Source organism: Kitasatospora sp. MBT66 (assembly GCF_000710405.2).
GTDB classification, from domain to species: domain Bacteria; phylum Actinomycetota; class Actinomycetes; order Streptomycetales; family Streptomycetaceae; genus Kitasatospora; species Kitasatospora purpeofusca.
The window spans coordinates 307,016-323,286 of sequence record NZ_JAIY01000010.1; the positions used below are offsets into that span (position 1 = coordinate 307,016).

17 protein-coding genes and 1 tRNA gene are annotated in these 16,271 nt (G+C 67.8%); 11 read left to right on the plus strand and 7 right to left on the minus strand.

Translation table 11 applies throughout. The annotated features are described in order from the left end of the window. Both BI06_RS26005 and BI06_RS26010 read left to right on the plus strand, forming a co-directional pair. A partial coding sequence (locus tag BI06_RS26005; protein ID WP_043471978.1) for an ATP-dependent RecD-like DNA helicase occupies positions 1–1,047 on the plus strand: 1,047 nt, incomplete at its 5' end. A 246-nt stretch (positions 1,048–1,293) separates the two neighbouring features. Then, the gene (locus tag BI06_RS26010) at positions 1,294–1,932 is read left to right on the plus strand and encodes an ester cyclase (protein WP_043471981.1); all 639 of its coding nucleotides are present in this window, start codon (positions 1,294–1,296) and stop codon (positions 1,930–1,932) included. A 52-nt stretch (positions 1,933–1,984) separates the two neighbouring features. On the opposite strand, the gene BI06_RS26015 is transcribed toward BI06_RS26010, so the two are convergent. Next, complete coding sequence (locus tag BI06_RS26015) at positions 1,985–2,590, minus strand: hypothetical protein (RefSeq protein WP_030395881.1); 606 nt, start codon at positions 2,588–2,590, stop codon at positions 1,985–1,987. Between the two features lie 336 nt (positions 2,591–2,926). Here BI06_RS26015 and BI06_RS26020 point away from each other — a divergent pair, with 336 nt between their 5' ends. After that, positions 2,927–3,121: a DUF5703 family protein gene (locus BI06_RS26020; protein WP_255360265.1), complete on the plus strand. Its 195-nt coding sequence runs from the start codon at positions 2,927–2,929 to the stop codon at positions 3,119–3,121. Between the two features lie 244 nt (positions 3,122–3,365). Here BI06_RS26020 and BI06_RS55190 read toward each other — a convergent pair whose 3' ends face one another. The 3 genes from BI06_RS55190 to BI06_RS26035 form a co-directional block, all read right to left on the minus strand. Then, positions 3,366–4,265, minus strand: coding sequence for a chaplin (locus BI06_RS55190; RefSeq protein ID WP_043471984.1), 900 nt, complete (start codon positions 4,263–4,265; stop codon positions 3,366–3,368). Positions 4,266–4,509: 244 nt separating this feature from the next. Next, complete coding sequence (locus BI06_RS26030; protein WP_030395879.1) at positions 4,510–4,755, minus strand: chaplin; 246 nt, start codon at positions 4,753–4,755, stop codon at positions 4,510–4,512. 244 nt (positions 4,756–4,999) lie between these two features. Next, the gene (locus BI06_RS26035) at positions 5,000–6,322 is read right to left on the minus strand and encodes a M20/M25/M40 family metallo-hydrolase (protein ID WP_043471987.1); all 1,323 of its coding nucleotides are present in this window, start codon (positions 6,320–6,322) and stop codon (positions 5,000–5,002) included. Positions 6,323–6,574: 252 nt separating this feature from the next. On the opposite strand from BI06_RS26035, the gene BI06_RS26040 reads away from it, so the two are divergent. Then, positions 6,575–6,662, plus strand: a tRNA-Leu gene (locus BI06_RS26040). Positions 6,663–6,749: 87 nt separating this feature from the next. Here BI06_RS26040 and BI06_RS26045 read toward each other — a convergent pair. Together BI06_RS26045 and BI06_RS26050 are read right to left on the minus strand one after the other, a co-directional pair. Then, positions 6,750–8,021 (minus strand): site-specific integrase, encoded by a 1,272-nt coding sequence (locus BI06_RS26045; protein ID WP_043471990.1) that lies wholly within the window; start codon positions 8,019–8,021, stop codon positions 6,750–6,752. 8 nt (positions 8,022–8,029) lie between these two features. Beyond that, positions 8,030–8,593, minus strand: a complete 564-nt coding sequence (locus BI06_RS26050) for a helix-turn-helix domain-containing protein (protein ID WP_158516464.1) — start codon at positions 8,591–8,593, stop codon at positions 8,030–8,032. Between the two features lie 181 nt (positions 8,594–8,774). On the opposite strand from BI06_RS26050, the gene BI06_RS46780 reads away from it, so the two are divergent. The 7 genes from BI06_RS46780 to BI06_RS26075 all read left to right on the plus strand — a co-directional run bounded on the left by BI06_RS46780 (position 8,775) and on the right by BI06_RS26075 (position 14,783). Next, positions 8,775–8,930, plus strand: coding sequence for a helix-turn-helix domain-containing protein (locus BI06_RS46780; protein WP_082558769.1), 156 nt, complete (start codon positions 8,775–8,777; stop codon positions 8,928–8,930). Between the two features lie 921 nt (positions 8,931–9,851). Then, entirely contained in the window at positions 9,852–10,244 is a 393-nt protein-coding gene (locus tag BI06_RS46785) for a hypothetical protein (protein ID WP_082558684.1), read from the plus strand. A 15-nt stretch (positions 10,245–10,259) separates the two neighbouring features. Next, on the plus strand, positions 10,260–11,165 hold the full coding sequence (locus tag BI06_RS26060; protein WP_043471999.1) for a hypothetical protein: 906 nt from the start codon (positions 10,260–10,262) through the stop codon (positions 11,163–11,165). Positions 11,166–11,234: 69 nt separating this feature from the next. Continuing rightward, positions 11,235–11,579, plus strand: coding sequence for a hypothetical protein (locus BI06_RS26065; RefSeq protein ID WP_233290292.1), 345 nt, complete (start codon positions 11,235–11,237; stop codon positions 11,577–11,579). A 307-nt stretch (positions 11,580–11,886) separates the two neighbouring features. After that, on the plus strand, positions 11,887–12,354 hold the full coding sequence (locus BI06_RS46790) for an HNH endonuclease (RefSeq protein ID WP_255360266.1): 468 nt from the start codon (positions 11,887–11,889) through the stop codon (positions 12,352–12,354). Between the two features lie 268 nt (positions 12,355–12,622). Beyond that, entirely contained in the window at positions 12,623–13,354 is a 732-nt protein-coding gene (locus BI06_RS26070; protein WP_043472005.1) for a histone-like nucleoid-structuring protein Lsr2, read from the plus strand. Positions 13,355–13,427: 73 nt separating this feature from the next. Next, entirely contained in the window at positions 13,428–14,783 is a 1,356-nt protein-coding gene (locus BI06_RS26075; RefSeq protein WP_043472008.1) for a DUF3987 domain-containing protein, read from the plus strand. Positions 14,784–14,842: 59 nt separating this feature from the next. On the opposite strand, the gene BI06_RS26080 is transcribed toward BI06_RS26075, so the two are convergent. Next, positions 14,843–15,865 carry a DUF397 domain-containing protein gene (locus BI06_RS26080; RefSeq protein ID WP_149030481.1) on the minus strand — a complete coding sequence of 341 codons (1,023 nt, stop codon included), beginning with the start codon at positions 15,863–15,865 and terminating at the stop codon, positions 14,843–14,845. Positions 15,866–16,271: the final 406 nt, after the last annotated feature.

Below are 16,271 nucleotides of genomic sequence, written 5' to 3' on the forward strand. Positions count from 1 at the left end.
CTCGGGCTGCGCGCCTGGGCCGCCACCTGGACCGACCACGGCCGGGCCGCCTTCGCCGCGCTCGCGCCGCTCGCCGACACCCCGGCCCCCGCGCCCGTCGCCACGCTGGCCGAGCTGCTCGCCGGCGCCGCCGGTCCCGGCCGGTCCCCCGACGGCACGCTCGCACTCGACCTGCTGGTTGTGCTGGACGCCCCGCTGCTGGACGTCGAGCTGGCCGCCACCCTGCTGGAGTCGCTGGCCGACGGCACCCGCCTGGTGCTCAGCGGCGACCCGGGCCAGCTGTGGTCCGCCGGTCCCGGCCGGTTCTTCGCCGACCTGCTCACCGCCAAGGTCTGCCCGGCCGTCGCCTCCCGCACCCCGGACTTCGGCCCGATCGGCGAGCTGGTCTCCGGCGTCGGCATCGGCGAGCTCCAGCCGGTCGAGGCACCGGACAAGGAGGTGGTCATCCTGACCGCCAAGGACAGCGGGGAGGCCGTCCACCGCGCCGTCCAGCTGCTCACCGACTCCATCCCCCGCGCCCTCGGCATCCCGTCCGAGCAGGTCGTCCTGCTCACCCCGGGCCACGGCGGCGGGGCCGGCACCCGCGCGCTGAACGCGGCCGCCAAGGCCAGGCTCAACCCCGGCCCGGGCCGGTTCGCCGGCTTCGACCCGGGCGACCGGGTCGCCGACTCGCCCGCGCCCGGCCACACCCGGCTGGCCCGGGTGGTCGACGGCGACGCCGCCGGCCTGCACCTGGAGTACCCGGACGGCACCCGCCGCACCGTCGCGCCCGCCGACGCCCAGAAGCTGCGGCACGGCTGGGCGCTGACCGTCCACCAGGCGGTCGGCCGGCACTGGCCGGGCGCGGTGGTGGTCGTGCCGGACGACGCGGCGGCGGCGCTCAGCCGGCAGTGGGTGTACACCGCGTTCGGCCGGGGCGAGCGGCACCTCTCGGTGGTCCACGCCGCCGGACCGGCGCTCCCGCAGGCCGTCGCCGAGCGCCCGGCCGCGCCGCGCACCACGCGGCTGCGCGCGATCCTCGCCGAGAACGCCGCGCAGGAGTACTGACGGGCCGGACGGCGTCCGGTCCGCACGGAGGGCCCCCGGGTACGTCCTCGGACGTTCACGGGGGCCCTCCGGCCTTCGCGCGCGCCACCGGCCGGGGCGACCTCCCGGTCCCCGCGCCATGAACAGGATTCATCGTTCCGGTAGAAAGCAAGCCTTGGACGCATGGCATCGGGCCGACGGAGGGTGAGGACGTCCCCCGGCGCGCACCTCCGCGCCGGCCGCACCCCGAGAGGAACGTCCGAAATCATGCGTCCGAAGCGCCGCTTCCGCCCCGCCTCCGCCACCCTGGCCGGCTCCCTGGCCGCCCTGCTCGCCGCCGGCGCCGTGCTCGGCGGTGCGACCGCCGCCACCGCCCGCGACTCCGCCGACCGGGGCTCCGCCTCCGGGGCGGACCGGGCCTGGCGGCTGGTGGACCGCTCGCCCGACCTCGTCCGGCCCCTGGCGCTCACCGTGGACGGCTCGCTGGGGGCCCGCCGGGCCGCGCAGGAGATCCGGCTGGCCCAGCAGCTCTACACCTTCTGGAACACCGGGGAGCAGCGCTACCTGGACGCCGCCGTCGACCGGGACTTCCGGGACAACACCCTCCCGGCCGGGCGGCCGCAGGGCCCCACCGGCCCGGCCGTCGCCTCGCGCGCCTTCCGGGCGGCCGTGCCCGACCTCCGCTGCGAGCTGGCCGACCTCCTGGTCACGGGGGACAAGCTCACCGCCCGGCTGGTGTTCCGGGGGCACTTCACCGGGGTGTTCCAGGGGCGGGCCGGTCGCGGGCAGGCCGTGGAGTTCGCCGCGATCGACATCCAGCACGTCGGCACGCGGCGGATCACCGAGGACTGGCACATCGAGGACAACACCACCCTCCTCGCCCAGCTCGGCGCCGCCGCCGGCTGAGCGGGCCCCGCCCCGCGCGCGCCGGGCGCGCGGGGCGGACACGGGACAGCGGTCAGTCGTCGAGGTCCTCGTCGTCGTAGACCTCGCTGACGTCGAAGCGGCAGATCAGCAGCTGCGGGTCCGCGTGCTCGAACGGCTCCGGCAGCCACTCCCCCGGCTCGCTCGGCTCGGCCGCCGCCACCCAGAGCGTCGAGTCGCCCTCCTCCAGCCCGAACTCCTCGCTGCGGGCGGCGATCTCGTCCGGCTCGAACTCGCCGAACAGCACGCCGATCGCCGCGTTCACCCCGTCGCCCGCGGCCCCCTCCGGGGTCAGCGAGTCGTCCAGCCGCTCGGCCTGGGCACGCAGCCGCTTCGGGTCGACGATGTGGTAGTCGCGGCGGATCAGCACGCTGATCGCCTCGGGCTGTTCGGGCCCGTGGAACCCGCCCGGGCCCTCGTCGCCGGGGACCTCGAAGGGGGTCACCTCGTCGTAGACCTCGTACAGGAGTTGGTCGTACGCGATGGCCGCCGTCGCGAGCTGCTCGTAGGCGGTGGACACAGCGGAATCGTCCGCTGCGCTGGGGCTTGACACCGCTTCCAGATGACGGTCGATGGCGGCCTTGACCGCCTCGGCGGCGGCGCGTACCTCGGCAATGGTGGGCTGCGCGGCATCAGACATGGTGCAGACGCTATCTCCCCCCGGTGCCGGTACGCACAGCGGTTGTCACCTACACCCGCGATTTCACCGCAACTTCCCCCTTGATGTCCGTTCCGCATGCATCTGTCCCCCGTCGGGAAGCGCTCCACGGCGCACGCCGGGCGCACGCGCGAGCCCGCCCCGGAGCCGCTTCACCCGGCGCGCCCGGGGTATGCCGACCACAGGAGCAACGGAACTGATGTCCAGTCAGTCAGGTGCGGGTCGGGGCGGCCGAAAATACCCGGGCCCGCTGTCGGGGGCAGGCCGTAGGCTTGCTCGGAGGCGTCCCACAGGAGGAGCATTTTGACCCCACCGAAGCTGGTCCGGCAGCCGGAGTACGAGTACCAGTCGCTGCGCATGCCGCGCGGGACGTCCCGCAACGCGGCACGCCAACTCCTCACCGATCATGCCGAGTACGGGCACTGGGAGCTGGACCGGCTCCGACTGCTCCCGGACGGCAGCCGAACGGTGCTGCTGCGCCGGCGGATCATCCGGCAGGTTCGGAGCTGGTGACGGTCCGAGGCCGATGACGGGCCGGTGACGGAGCGGGCTCGATGACGGGCCGGTGACGGAGCGGGGCCGGTGACGGCGGCCGTACGGGCCGGGGTGCCGCAGGGGTGCCGCATCCCGGCCCGCGCCCGCCTCCCGGCCCGGCTCCGCCCCCTGTCGGGCCCTCTGGACTCCGTGACAGCACGGCACCGGCCCCGGGCCGTGGGGCCCGGGGCCGGTGTGCCGGGGAGTCCGGCGCCGTCGGTGCTCAGCGAGCGCCGGCGCGGGCGCGGCGGTAGAGCACGCCGCCGCCGATCAGCAGGGCCAGACCGGCCGCGCCGAGCAACTCGGTGTCACCGGCGCCGGTGGAGGCGAGCTGGCTGCCGGCCGTAGCGGCGGTCGGGGCCGCGGACGGGCTTCCGGTGCGCGCGGCCGCCGGGCGGGCCTGACCCGCCGGACCGCCCTGCTGCACACCGGCGGCACTGCCCGGGGTGGCGGCCGCTCCGCTCGCGGAGCCGCCCGTCGCCCGGTTGCCGGACGGGGTGGCCTCCGACGGGCCGCCGTTCCTGGGCGTGCCGGTCGTGGTCTCGCCGCTGCTCGGGGTCTGGGTGACCGGCGGCGTGGACGGGTGGCCGGTGGCGGGCGGCGGAGGGTTGTGCGAGCCGTGCTCCTCCGGGCAGTCGTCGTCGGGCGTGGCGGGCGGAGCGGTGTGCGCGGGCGCGGCCGTGTTGGCGCAGTCGTTGCCGAACGCCGGATTGGCGGCGCCGACCACGTCGACCGAGTTGCCGCAGGCGTTGACGGGGATGTGCACCGGAGCCTGGACGCTGTTCCCGGCGGCGACACCGGGTGAGCCGGTGGCCGCACCCGAGGCGCTCGCGCCCGAGGCCGACTTGCCGCCGCCCGCGTGCGCCCCGCCGTGACGCCCGGAAGCGTTGGCGCAGTTGTTGCCGTACGCCGGGTTCAGCACGCCGACCACGTCGACCGTGTTGCCGCAGGCGTTGATCGGCACTTCCACCGGCACCTGCACCGAGTTCCCGGAGGCGACACCCGGCGAACCCACTGCCGCGCCCTCCGCCCCGGCGGTCGCGCTGGCGTAGCCGGCTGTCGAGGCCAGCACACTGCCGGTGGCCACGGCCGTGAGGAGCCCCTTCTTGGCTGCGTTCCTCATATTTTCCCCTGACATTTCGAGACGACGTGACGACCTTCCGAAAGTCGGAATTTCCGATTGGGCGGAGAGGTCCTCGGCTGCATGGGAGAAAACGAAGCAACCCGCAAGGAGGTTGAGCCGTGCAGCCCCCATTCACTCTTTCGAGGGATGTCATGGGTCGCGCCGGGGGCGGCCCCGGAAACGCAGGCGCCCCCGGCGCGGCGCGTCCGCCGCCCGGGGGCCCGACTCAACGACCGATCGAGGATCAGACGTTCGCGCAGTGGTTGCCGAACGCCGGGTTCAGCACGCCGATCACACTGATGGTGTTGCCGCACACGTTGACCGGGATGTGCACCGGGATCTGGATCTGGTTGCCGGAAACGACGCCCGGGGAACCGGCGGCCACGCCCTCGGCACCGGCCCCACCGTGGGCGGAGGCCACACCGGCGACGGCGAGCACCAGGCCACCGGTGGCGGCGGTCACGGCAGCGATCTTCTTGACCTTCATCATTCCTCCTGTATGAACACCCGGATATCGGCTCCGGGTCGTCACAGGGAGCAACGAGATTGCGGCAAACGGGGTACGGAACAGACGTTGCATTCACCCGGACCGGTGATACGACGAACAGGTCATCGAACCGCCGGGCCGGCATCCGTCCGGAAATGCGGGAGCCGCACGGTGGTCCACCGTGCGGCTCCCGTGCGGCTCCCGTCCCGATCAGCGTCCCGGTCAGCGGGCCGGTCGGCAGGGCCGGTCAGCAGGCGTCGAGGAACCGGTCCAGCACCCGCACCCCGAACTTCAGGCCGTCCACCGGCACCCGCTCGTCCACCCCGTGGAACATCCCGGCGAAGTCCAGCTCCGGCGGCAGCTGGAGCGGGGCGAAGCCGAAGCAGCGGATCCCGAGGTCCTGGAAGGACTTGGCGTCCGTCCCGCCGGACAGGCAGTACGGCACCGCACGGGCGATCGGGTCCTCGGCGCGCAGCGCGGTCTGCATCGCCTCGACCAGGGCCCCGTCGAAGCTCGTCTCGATCGCCTTGTCCGAGTGCAGGCTCTCCCGCTTCACCCGCGGGCCGAGCACGCTGTCCAGCTCGGCCAGGAACTCCTCCTCGTAGCCGGGCAGGAAGCGGCCGTCCACGTGCGCGGTGGCCTGGCCGGGGATCACGTTCACCTTGTAGCCGGCGCCGAGCATGGTCGGCTGGGCGGTGTTGCGCAGCGTGGTGCCGATCATCTTGGCGATGCCGCCGAGGACCCGGAGCGTCTCGTCCATGTTCTCCGGGTCGAGCTCGACGCCGAGCGCGTCCGACAGCTCGTCCAGGAAGGCCCGGACGGTCTTGGTGATGCGCAGCGGGAACTCGTGCCGCCCGAGGCGGGCCACCGCCTCGCACAGCTCGGTGATGGCGTTGTCGTTGTTCTCCATCGATCCGTGCCCGGCCCGGCCCTCGACCGTGAGCCGCATCCAGTGCATGCCCTTCTCGGCCGTCTCGATCAGGTAGAGCCGGTTCCGGTCGTTGACGGTGAAGGAGAAGCCGCCGACCTCGCCGATCGCCTCGGTCACGCCCTCGAAGAGCCCCGGGTGCTTGTCCACCAGGTACCGCGCGCCGTAGGTGCCGCCCGCCTCCTCGTCGGCGAGGAAGGCCAGCACCAGGTCGCGCGGGGGCTTGCGGCCGGTGCGCAGCCGGTCGCGCACCACCGCCAGGGTCATCGCGTCCATGTCCTTCATGTCGACCGCGCCGCGTCCCCAGACGCAGCCGTCCGCGATCTCGCCGGAGAACGGGTCGTACGTCCAGTCCGCCGCGTTGGCCGGCACGACGTCGGTGTGCCCGTGGATCAGCAGGCCCGGCCGGGACCGGTCCTCGCCCTCGATCCGGACCACGGTGGAGGCCCGCCCCTTGGCGGACTCGATGATCTGCGGTTCGAGGCCGAACTCCGCGAGCTGCTCGGCGACGTACTCGGCCGCCTTCCGCTCGCCCGGACCGGAACCGTCACCGTAGTTACTGGTGTCGATCCGGATCAGATCGCGGCAGATGTCGGCGACCTCGGACTCCCCCGTCACCTTCGACTCGCTCCGCTCGCTCACGGTCACTCCTCGTCTCTGGCCCGCGCCGGCACCCCAGCGCCGCCCCAGGACCTGCACCCGGGTCGCACGAGCACGTCCACCCATCCTCTCCCAGCCCCCGACCCGGATCCACCCCCAGGAAACACGCCGACACACCGCCGCAACCCCCACTCCCCCGCCCTGGCCCGTTTTGGGACCGACAGCGGATCACTGCTACAGTTACATCTGTCAGCGCGGCCGACGAACAGAAGGAAGCCGCGAGGACAACACCCCGTCCGGGTGGCGGAATGGCAGACGCGCTAGCTTGAGGTGCTAGTGCCCTTTATCGGGCGTGGGGGTTCAAGTCCCCCCTCGGACACCAGCTAAGACCCCTGTTTATCAGGGGTTTTTTGCTTTTCCAGGCAGTGGCGTGACCAACCACGTGACCAACGGCCCAGAGAATCCCTGGTCAGACCAGGGCAGACAGGCCAACCCTGCTGGCATTGCTCGCGGCCAGCTTCCTGGCCCCGTCCTTCCGACTGTGTCCGTACCGGGCCATCGTGTAGCCCGGCGAGTGGTGCCGAACATTCGCCGAGACCTCCACCGGGTTCTCCCCCGCCTCCAAAGCGTTGGTGACGTGCGAGTGCCGCAGGTCGTGAATCCGGAAGTCATCCGGCAGGCCCAGACGGTTACGGAGCGTGCGCCACCGGGCAGAGACCTTCTCCGGGTCCTGCGGGCCCCCGGCGCGTCCGGCCTTGAACAGCTTGAAGCCGTCACGGGCGAACACGAGGTCGTGATCGTTCCAGGCCGGACCGAGACCGACCCTTTCCTCCTGCTGCCGCTCCCTCTGCCGCTTGAGCACGCTCATGACGGCCTGGTCGACGTAGATGCTCGCGGCGTCGTCCCCGTCCTTGGTCAGCGGGCGGTGGCGGAAGGTGTTGCCCTCCTCCACCACGACCCATTGCAGGTCGATGGCTCCACTGTCCCAGTGCACGTCCTCCCAGCGCAGGCCCAGGGCCTCGCTGCGTCGGCAGCCGGTCACCGCGATGAACGTCCAGAGAGGCGCGTCACGAAGGCAGTGGTGGGACGGGCCGCAATTGCTGTTCCCGCACGACTCCCAGACCGCCGCCAGGAACCTGGCCGTGTCCGCGTCGTCGAGAGTCGGGTACTTCTGTTCCTGGCCCTTGATCTCCCTCTGTGTCGGGGGGTTGGCGGTCTTGGCCGGGTTCGACGGGATCAGCTTCTTGATCACCGCCGCCCCGAGGGCGCCGGACAGGATGTTGTGGACGTGGCGCACGGACTTCTTGCCGAGGGGCTTCCCGGCATTCGTCGGGCACGGTGCCGTCTCCAGCAGCCGGTACAGGTCGTCCAAAGTGTCGTCGGTGACCTCGTTCAACTTCACTGCGCCGATGTGCGGCTTGATGTGCAACCGGATCTTCGACTCGTACCCGGCGAGGGTGGTCCCCTCCTTCCGGTGGGTGCCCAGCCACTTGTCCAACCAGTCTCCGAGGGTCATGTCAGAACGGACGGCCACCTTGCCCGCGTCATGGTCGGTGTGCCACTGGCGGAGTGCCTTCGCCGCCTCGGTCTTGGTCCTGTACTCCCGCCCTATCCAGTACCGCTCGTTCTTTCCTGTCACCTTGTTGAGGTGCTGGGGCGTACGGACGCCCCAGGTGTTCGGTCGGCCCTTGCGCGGGATCTCCACCGGAGTCCCGCCGAGCCCGTTGCCGCGCTTTGCCACTGGTGCTACTACTCCTCTCGCCCGCTCTGCCACTCGGCGAGCAGTTCCTTTGCTTTGCCTGTGAGCTGCTTGCCGTCCCACAGGCCGATGACCGTGGCCCGCTTGATCCGTTCCGACATGGTCGCCTTGCCGATCCCCAGACGGTCGGCGAGTTCCTGCTGCGGTGCCGTGGTTCCCGTTGCCCTCATCCGGACCAGCTCGGCCACCAGGAAGGCGTAGTCCAGGACGGTCCGGCAGCGCGTCGGCACCGGCCACGGCTCGCCCATCTCGTTGCCCGTCTCCTGCGCCAGAACGGCGCGGGCCTGGGCCTTGATCTCCGCGAAGGGCAGTTGCCGCAGCAGGCCGGCGGGGATGCCGTCCGTCTCCAGAGCGGCGGCCATGTCCTGCTCGATCTCCTCGACACTGCCACCCACACCGAGGCGGATGATCAGCTCCGAAGGGCCGGTGAAGGGTGCGCCAGAGGGACAGCGGGCCTTGACCACCCACGGCCCGTAGGACCGCGTCCAGACCAGCGACTCACCCTCGCGCTGCCATCCCGGCGGGAGGTCGGATTCGTTCGTTCGTGAGGTCATGACACGACCATAGCTCACATCGAACATGCTGCGTCAAGTTCGGAGAAGTGTCGGGGATCACTAGATTTGGACTTGCTGCCACTAGTTCGGACATGTTGTTCTGGGCACAGGCCGGACAGCAACGAACGGGACTGCCCGTCCACCGGACCGCAGCAGGGGACAACATTTGGACCGCATCCTGATGACCGTTGACGACGTGGCCAACTACCTCCACAAGCCCAGAAGTTGGGTCTACTCCCAGTGGAAGCATGAAGGCATCCCGTTCCGGAAGGTCGGCCAGTCCCTCCGGTGCCGACCTGGAGACCTGGAGAGATGGCTGGACCAGCAGGCGCATTAATTCTCGTGAACCACCCACACGGCCCCCGAGGCACTTCGGGGGCCTTCGTCATTCCGGAGGCAGAACCTGACCGCATCAGCCGCGAAGAGAGTAAAGCTCGTATGCGCGACATGCCGTGAGCCGTACGTCCATGAACGTCCGATCGGCAAGCGAGGACCGAATCCAGCTACGAATCCCTCCCATCCCCAATGCCGACGGAGGCGGGAAAACGTGGGCCGCGCGCAGTCCCGCCAGCGCAAACGGGACGGCCTGAAGCCAAAGCGTCAGCCTGACAGGGCGGACGCACTCGACATCGCGTGGCGCGCCGGGGCCCGTACCGAAGACGTCTTGCAGTTCGAAATCCCGCCCATGGCCCACGACAGCCACTCCGAAAGGGAGCGACGTGTTCACCCCGACCTCAGATATTCCAGTACTGAAGATCGCCATACGGTCCAACTGTGGTTCCGGGACACGAGGGAGGCGAAGACCGGACCGGAAACGGGACGGACCAATACCCGGCTGTCAGTGATCGGATCAGCCCGGCCCTGGTGGCATGCGGAGCCCATGTGCACCCGGGGCCCAGCACCCGCCATGGAACCGTTCACCATGGGTGCGTCCGTTAATTCTTATAGGTGAGGGAAGTTCTCCCTTGGAGTCAAGGCCACTGGGCGGTGGTCCTCTGACGCGGACGAGAGTCCGGGCCCGTTCGAAGTCCAGAGCATGTTGTGAAGATGCTCGAATGCGGCTCTGCGGATACCTGCCTGTGAGGCCACAGCACACAACCGGAGAGTGCCCCTGTCCCCTGTGAAGTTAAATTCCTGGGGGAAGGGGCCCATCTTCTCTACGTTGTCCTGTTGTGAGATACAGCCGCCCCTTAAGGCGGCTTACTTCTCATGCTCTCTCTTCTCTCTTGATTGTTAGTTCTGACTAGGAGGTGTCGCCATGAGCGACGAACAGACTTCATATGAAACTTCAGAGTCCCTTGAAGCGGCGCCAGAGGCCCAGGCCGAGGAGATCCCTGCGACCCAGGCAGATCCGACCCAGGCCATTCGAGCTGAGATTCACAAGGAATATTCGACTCGCCTTGTTCACGCGGAACTGAGGATTCAGGCAGCCCTCGGCGGTTTCCAGTTCCCTGACGGCTTCCTCGATCTGCTTGATTCTTCGAAGCTCCTCGGAGAGGACGGCGAGCCATGCACTGATTCGATCACTCTGGCGCTGAAGCCTTTCGATGAGCTGCGCAAGCCGGAATGGCCGCAACTGCAGGGTGCCGGTTTTCACCGAGGATCTCCCTACAACAGTGCACCAATTTCCCTTGATGCCCGAAACCGATAACACCTAGGAGACCATATGGCCCAGGCATACCAGAACCCCGCCACCCATTCCTTTGTTCCTGAGGTCTGGGACTCGACGCTCCTCATGCAGTACGATCCGCTGCTCGTTTGGGCTTCCAAGCTTGTGGCGAATCGGAAGTACGAAGGCGATATCCGCAGCAAGGGTGACGTCGTCAGCATCAACAGCCTTGCGACACCGACCGTGGGCGATTACAAGCTTCCTGACGGGATGACCGCTCAGCGGCCCGAGACCGTAGAGCAGAAGCTCACCATCACCGAAGCGAAGTACCTTCAGCTTCTCGTTGAAGACATTGAGCGCGTGCAGGCCGCGGGGACCATGGAATCCCCGATTAATCAGCAGATGATTCGGGCTCTGGCGCGGGAGGCGGACAGCTTCATGGGCCGGGTGATTTCCGGTGGCGCCACCGCCATGCCGAACATCAAGCCCGGGGCCGGGAGCATCCCTCAGACGCTCTACAGCGGAATTCTCGACATGATGCTTGCCCTGGACGGCAACGACATCCCAGACGGCCGGTATGTGGTGATCTCTTCGAAGGTGAAGCGGTACCTGGTGGAGCATCCAGCCGTTGCAAATGCTGGTGCGTACGGTGAGGCCGGGGTAACGGCTAACGGCGTTGTGGCGCGCCTGGCGGGCTTCACGATCCTTTCCACCACGGCCATGCCGGCCGGGGTCGACATCGTGGCCGGACACTCCGATTTCGCTACCTACGCTTCGCAGTTCACCGGGTTCCGTTCGGGCCCCAGTGAGCGCTACCGCGCCGACTACGTGGACAATCTCCACCTTTACGGCGGGAAGATTGTTCGGTATCCGGGCCTGGATACCGCCAAGGCCGATCACACTTTTGATGAGAGCAAGCCGACCAAGGGCATCGTCAAGGCCGCCATCGAGTGGCCTGCCTAATCCTTTAAGACGTATGGGCCCCTGCTGTTCGGCAGGGGCCCGCTTCTTTTGTTTGAGAGGTGAAAATCAGTGCCAAAGTTCCGCAATCCAAATAGCCCACACTCTCGCTACAAGGGCCTGGTAGAGCTGCCGTCCGATCATGGCCTTCCAATACCGGAGATGCCTGCCGTCCGGGAGTGGACCGGGGCTGAAGCTGATCAGTGGCGCCAGTGGTGGGAGTCTCCTCAAGCCGCATTGTGGGACGAGTCATTCATTCCGACCGTAGCTGTCATGCTGACCTATTTCGGCAAGATCCTTGATGGCACCGCGACCAGCACGCATCAGATGGAGTTCCGCCATCTCTCGACTTCCCTTGGTCTCACCGCAGAGGGTATGAAGCGCCTTGGATGGGCCTTCGAAGGAGACACGGAGTGAGCGCCCGGCGGGCGGCCAAGGCCGGAGCCGCGGGCTCCCATAACGGCCGGCATCGGCCCGGGGTGGAGTGTCCCTGGGCCGAACCCCAGTGCGCAGAATGCGTGACCGAGTTCGCCGTCCACACTGCTTGGATGCTGACTGGCAAGTCCCGCCCGTGGGGCCACGATCACGAGCACGCGGCGCCGCTCTGCTTCGAGTGCCGAAGGAGTGTCAGTGCCAGTTGAGATGATGCGGCGTTCGACGATCGTCGGGGAGGGCTAGCGTGGCACGGGACAAGCACCAACTGTGGATTCACCTCATGGTGTTGATGGCAAATGATGGCTGTTGCGTCTACTGCGGCGCCCGATCCGAAGTGATGGATCACGCTATCCCGCTCGCCAGAGGCGGCCTGGACCACTTCTCAAATCTCGTCCCCGCATGCACAGCTTGTAATGAGAGCAAGAACGATCGGCTTTTCCCTTCATGGATCTCGACTGTCGGCTTTTCATCCGGCGACGCTTCGGAAGCTCCCCGGGACGCCATGTTCTTTCGGGTGGCACATGAAGTCAACCATGCGGCATCTATTCAGGCGATTGAACGAATAGAGAGGGCCAGTGCCGAGATAGCCGACCCCATTCGCCGAAGGTGGTTTGTCTCTCGGACTTGGATCGGCTATCCACCAAGTCGGTCCTTCGTGGAGAGGTGGCGGACTGACCTTCTCGGACTGGACTACGAGGAAGCACGCGCAGCGGGATACCCGCCTCGGAGATTCACGCGCCTTATTGACCTGATCTAGCGTCCATATTTTGATTGGCAAACGCGGTTCGAGGAGGGCACCCCCGGTGGGTCCTGTGCATTACGAACGAAGCATTACCCCCAATTGTATTTATCATCCAGTTACCTAGAAGAAATGCATCCGTGATGCCTGGTGGGGTGACTCGGAGGGTTTGGCTGGGAGAATGGAGACGTTCGCCGGTCGGGCCGGTGGGCGCGAATGGCAGCCGTAAGAAGCAAGGCTCCGGCTGAACCACTGGAAATCACTCCACTAAGGATCGAAAGAACCCATGCGCACGACTGTCTTGGTGCCGGTAGAGAAGACGTTCTGTGATGCCCACCTTGCCAAGAACGGCAGTCAGGAAGAGGCCACGGAGTCTCTGACTGTTGCCGGTCACGCATGGGATCTGTGCTTGGAGCACGGGGCCGTCTTCACCCAGTACCTGGTGGATGCGCTCGGTGTGCCTGGTCAGCCTGAGGCTGTGCCGACTGCCGCTGAGGAGTCCGTGGCTGTTGCCGAACCTGCGCTGCCGGAGGTCGAGGCCGACCACCAGGACGACACCGAAGAAGACGACGTGACCGAGGTGGAGCCGGAGGTCCGTCCGACGGTGCTGGTGTCCGGGGAGATCCCTGGTTACGAGTGGGACGACGCGCGGGAAGCTGTCCGCAACCTCGGCTATGAGGTGGTGGGTAGGGCCGACGCGAACACGGTGCTGATCATCTGTGGTGAGGGGGCAGAGCGGGCAACCAAGAAGCTGCAAGACGCAGTTGAGTTCGGCATCCCCTGCTTCGACGCGTCCAAGCCGGGCGCCTTCCGTGACGCCGTGTGCGCCGGAGAGTTCAAGGGTGGTGACCCGCTCCCCGAGCCGGTGAGGGTGGACGCTCAGGCCGTCAGGGCCAAGTCCGAGGCTCAGGCCATACGTGACTGGGCCAAGGCCCAGGGCTACACGGTGAACGCCAAGGGCCCCATCCCCGCATCGGTCCGCCACGCCTACCGCGTGGCTACCAAGCAAGCGGCCTGACCAGCAGCACGTACCTGGGGTGGCCGGGGTCGGCCCGGCCACCCGATCCCAACCAGTCTCAGGAGAAGAGAAGTTGAGCACCATCACCCTGTACGGGCCCATCGGTCGCGCCGTTGAGGAGGTCAGCCCGTACGTCGAGTGCGATCCGGTCGGCATCTACGTGGCCGCCCTGAGCATGTGGTCCGCAGCCATCGGCCAGACGGTGAAGGTGTCCAGTCGGGGCAACGCCCGTCCGGCCCTGCTGTGGTCCGCGTTGGTCGGTGGGACGGGCAAGGGGAAGGGCACGGCTCTGCGGGCCGCGCAGCACGTCATGAAGCCTGCCCTGGGCCGCTTCCTGGAGACGCACACCACCTCGGGGATCACGAGCGGTGCGAGCCTGGTGAACCACCTCGCCGAACAGGTCGAGGCCACGGAGGAGACGGAGGCCGGACGCGACGTCCGCGCCTTCGTGTGTGAGGAGGAGTGGTCCGAAGTACTCCGCCGGGTGCGGCGGGACGCCTCGTTCACCGCCAAGTTGCGTGGTGCTTGGGACGGGGCTCCGCTGCGGAACACCACGAAGGAAGGTGCCCAGGCCGTCGAGGATCCGGCCCTTGTGATGCATACCCACATCACGCCGTCCGACTGGACCAAGTACATCGGCGCCACCGAAGCGGCCGGTGGGTCCTACAACCGCATCATGCCCTTCACCCTGGGGTCCGTACCGATGCTGGACGACGACGCGGCCACCCTGCCGGAGGTGGACGGGTGGGACATCACTCAGGCGTACTACTGGGCGGCCGGTGACAGGCACACGGTCACCCTCGGGGACGACGCCCGGCCCCTGTGGAAGGTCGTCCGCCGGTACGCCCGCATCATCTCCGAGAACCTCCCCGAAGCACAGGCCGTCTATGTGGAGCGGACCGCCGAACAAACTATCCGGGTAGCGGCCTGCCTGGCTGCCTCGGAGCGGTCGGAGGTGATCGACCGTGCTTGCCTGTCGGCTGCGTTCTCTCTGGTGCGCTACAGCGTCCGCTGTGCGGTGAGCATCACGGGTGGTACGGCCGGGACGGCCAAGCCCGCTCGCCGGGTGCCGACCCTGGCGGAGAAAGTCCGGGCCCGGATCGAGATGCACGGTGGTAAGGCCAAGTCCTCCGAACTGCTGCCGTACGTCGGGGCCTCCGCCGATGAGGTCAAGGCACTGCCGGGGGTGAAGGTCACTCTCGACCGCTCCGGCCTGGGCCGACCGGCCACGGTCTACACCCTGGCGGAGGAGGAGGCCGGTCACGCTCCGCTCAGCCGGCCGCGAACCCAGAGTGACGAACGCCCGGCCACCGTGGTCCGCATGGACACCTACCGTCCTGCCAAGACCACGCCCCCCGCCCCGGCCCCCGTACCCGCTCCCCGCCCTGAGCCGGTCGCGGCCGCGAACCCGTTCCTCGCCCTCCTCTGAACGTTCGAAGCAAAGCAAACCGCCCCGGCCAACTCGGCCGGGGCGGTTCTTTCGTTCGGTCAGACGGTGCCGAACTCTCCGGCCCGGATGCCAGCGACGAACGCCGACCACGCATCAGGGGAGAACCCCAGCTCCGGGCCGCTCCGATCCTTGCTGTCCCGCACGGGAACCACACCCTCGACTGCGGCTGATCCCGGGGCTGCCTCGATGCATTGCCCGCCGTCACCCTGGGAGTACGAAGCTGTCTTCCAATCGCGCGGCGGGCGCCAGTTGACGGCAATGGGACTGGTTGGGGTCACGTTGACTAGCTCCCTCTTGACGCTCGTGATGAATCGGGCGGAGTCCTGGGCGGACAGAGCCTCGGCCCGGAGCCGATCATAGGCCCGGATGTGCTTCTCTATCGTTGTCGGATCGCTTACTGCATGGCCCCGACTCATGCTCTCCGAGTACGCCCAGCGTTCTCCGTCTGGCAGCTCCAGCAAGGTGAAGCCGCCTGTCGCACCTGTCTTCTCGCCCAGGGCGAAGGGTGTCACTTGGATGACGATGTTCGGGTACCGCTTGGGGACGTCGAGCAGGTGCTGAAGTTGGTCGCGCATGACAAGCGGACCCCCGACGCGTTGGCGGATCACGGCTTCGTCCAGGACGACCACAAGGAATGGGCCGTCTCTGGCGACTAGAAACCTTGCCTGCCGACCGATTCGCGCGGCTACCCCTCGCTCGATCTTTTCGTTGTCGTCATGCGGCTTGGCAAAGCGGAAGAGTGCACGGGTGTACGCGGGGATCTGCAGGAGTCCCGAAACCCTGTCGGTGCTGTACTCCCTGACCTGAAGTGCACGCGCTTCCAGCCCTGCGAAGAACTTGAACCAATCTGGGTGGTCTGGGGCTGCCGACCAGTCGACGTCGTCCCACGCTTCAACAAGCTGCCCGCCCGTGTTCATCAGCGCATCGCATCGTTCCGCGAAGTCACGTGGTGGCTGCCGCTCCAGGGATTCGAACTTACGTACGTAGCTGTCATCAAGGGTCAGCGCTCGCGAGAGAGCTGCACCGGATGCGTAGCCAGCCCTCAGCCTCGTGTTCTGCAACAGCCAAGCCCAGGCTTCGGGGGTGAGCGTCCGCTTCGATGCTGGTCTTCCTGCCACGTAATCCGCCTGTCATTCAGGACAGTTGGGGCTGTCTCGATTAATTCAGGACAGTACATCTGTCGGGACGCTAGGTATACCGCTTCGACCACCCGGTGTCGTTGGCTGGTTACTGCACAGCAGCGACGGAAGGCGGCGGCGGTGGGCACTATCTACACCCCGAAGCACCACGAACAGGTGCGCGATCAACGGTCGGGACAGGTCGGCGAGTACATGGGCACACAGGCGGGGCTAGTTCATCTGCGTCCGCCCGGTGGTGGGTGCGAGTGGACCACGCCCCCGGACCGGATCGAGCCTCTGAACCCTGGTCTCGACCTCCAGCCGGCCGACCTGTCTGGGGCGCCTCCTA

Coding starts and splice junctions, on each gene's coding strand:
- BI06_RS55190 (WP_043471984.1), bottom strand. CDS start 4,265: ATGAGGAACGCAGCCAAGAAGGGGCTCCTCACGGCCGTGGCCACCGGC.
- BI06_RS46785 (WP_082558684.1), top strand. CDS start 9,852: ATGAGCGACGAACAGACTTCATATGAAACTTCAGAGTCCCTTGAAGCG.
- BI06_RS26010 (WP_043471981.1), top strand. CDS start 1,294: ATGCGTCCGAAGCGCCGCTTCCGCCCCGCCTCCGCCACCCTGGCCGGC.
- BI06_RS26060 (WP_043471999.1), top strand. CDS start 10,260: ATGGCCCAGGCATACCAGAACCCCGCCACCCATTCCTTTGTTCCTGAG.
- BI06_RS26050 (WP_158516464.1), bottom strand. CDS start 8,593: ATGACCTCACGAACGAACGAATCCGACCTCCCGCCGGGATGGCAGCGC.
- BI06_RS26015 (WP_030395881.1), bottom strand. CDS start 2,590: ATGTCTGATGCCGCGCAGCCCACCATTGCCGAGGTACGCGCCGCCGCC.
- BI06_RS26030 (WP_030395879.1), bottom strand. CDS start 4,755: ATGATGAAGGTCAAGAAGATCGCTGCCGTGACCGCCGCCACCGGTGGC.
- BI06_RS26070 (WP_043472005.1), top strand. CDS start 12,623: ATGCGCACGACTGTCTTGGTGCCGGTAGAGAAGACGTTCTGTGATGCC.
- BI06_RS46780 (WP_082558769.1), top strand. CDS start 8,775: ATGACCGTTGACGACGTGGCCAACTACCTCCACAAGCCCAGAAGTTGG.
- BI06_RS46790 (WP_255360266.1), top strand. CDS start 11,887: ATGGCAAATGATGGCTGTTGCGTCTACTGCGGCGCCCGATCCGAAGTG.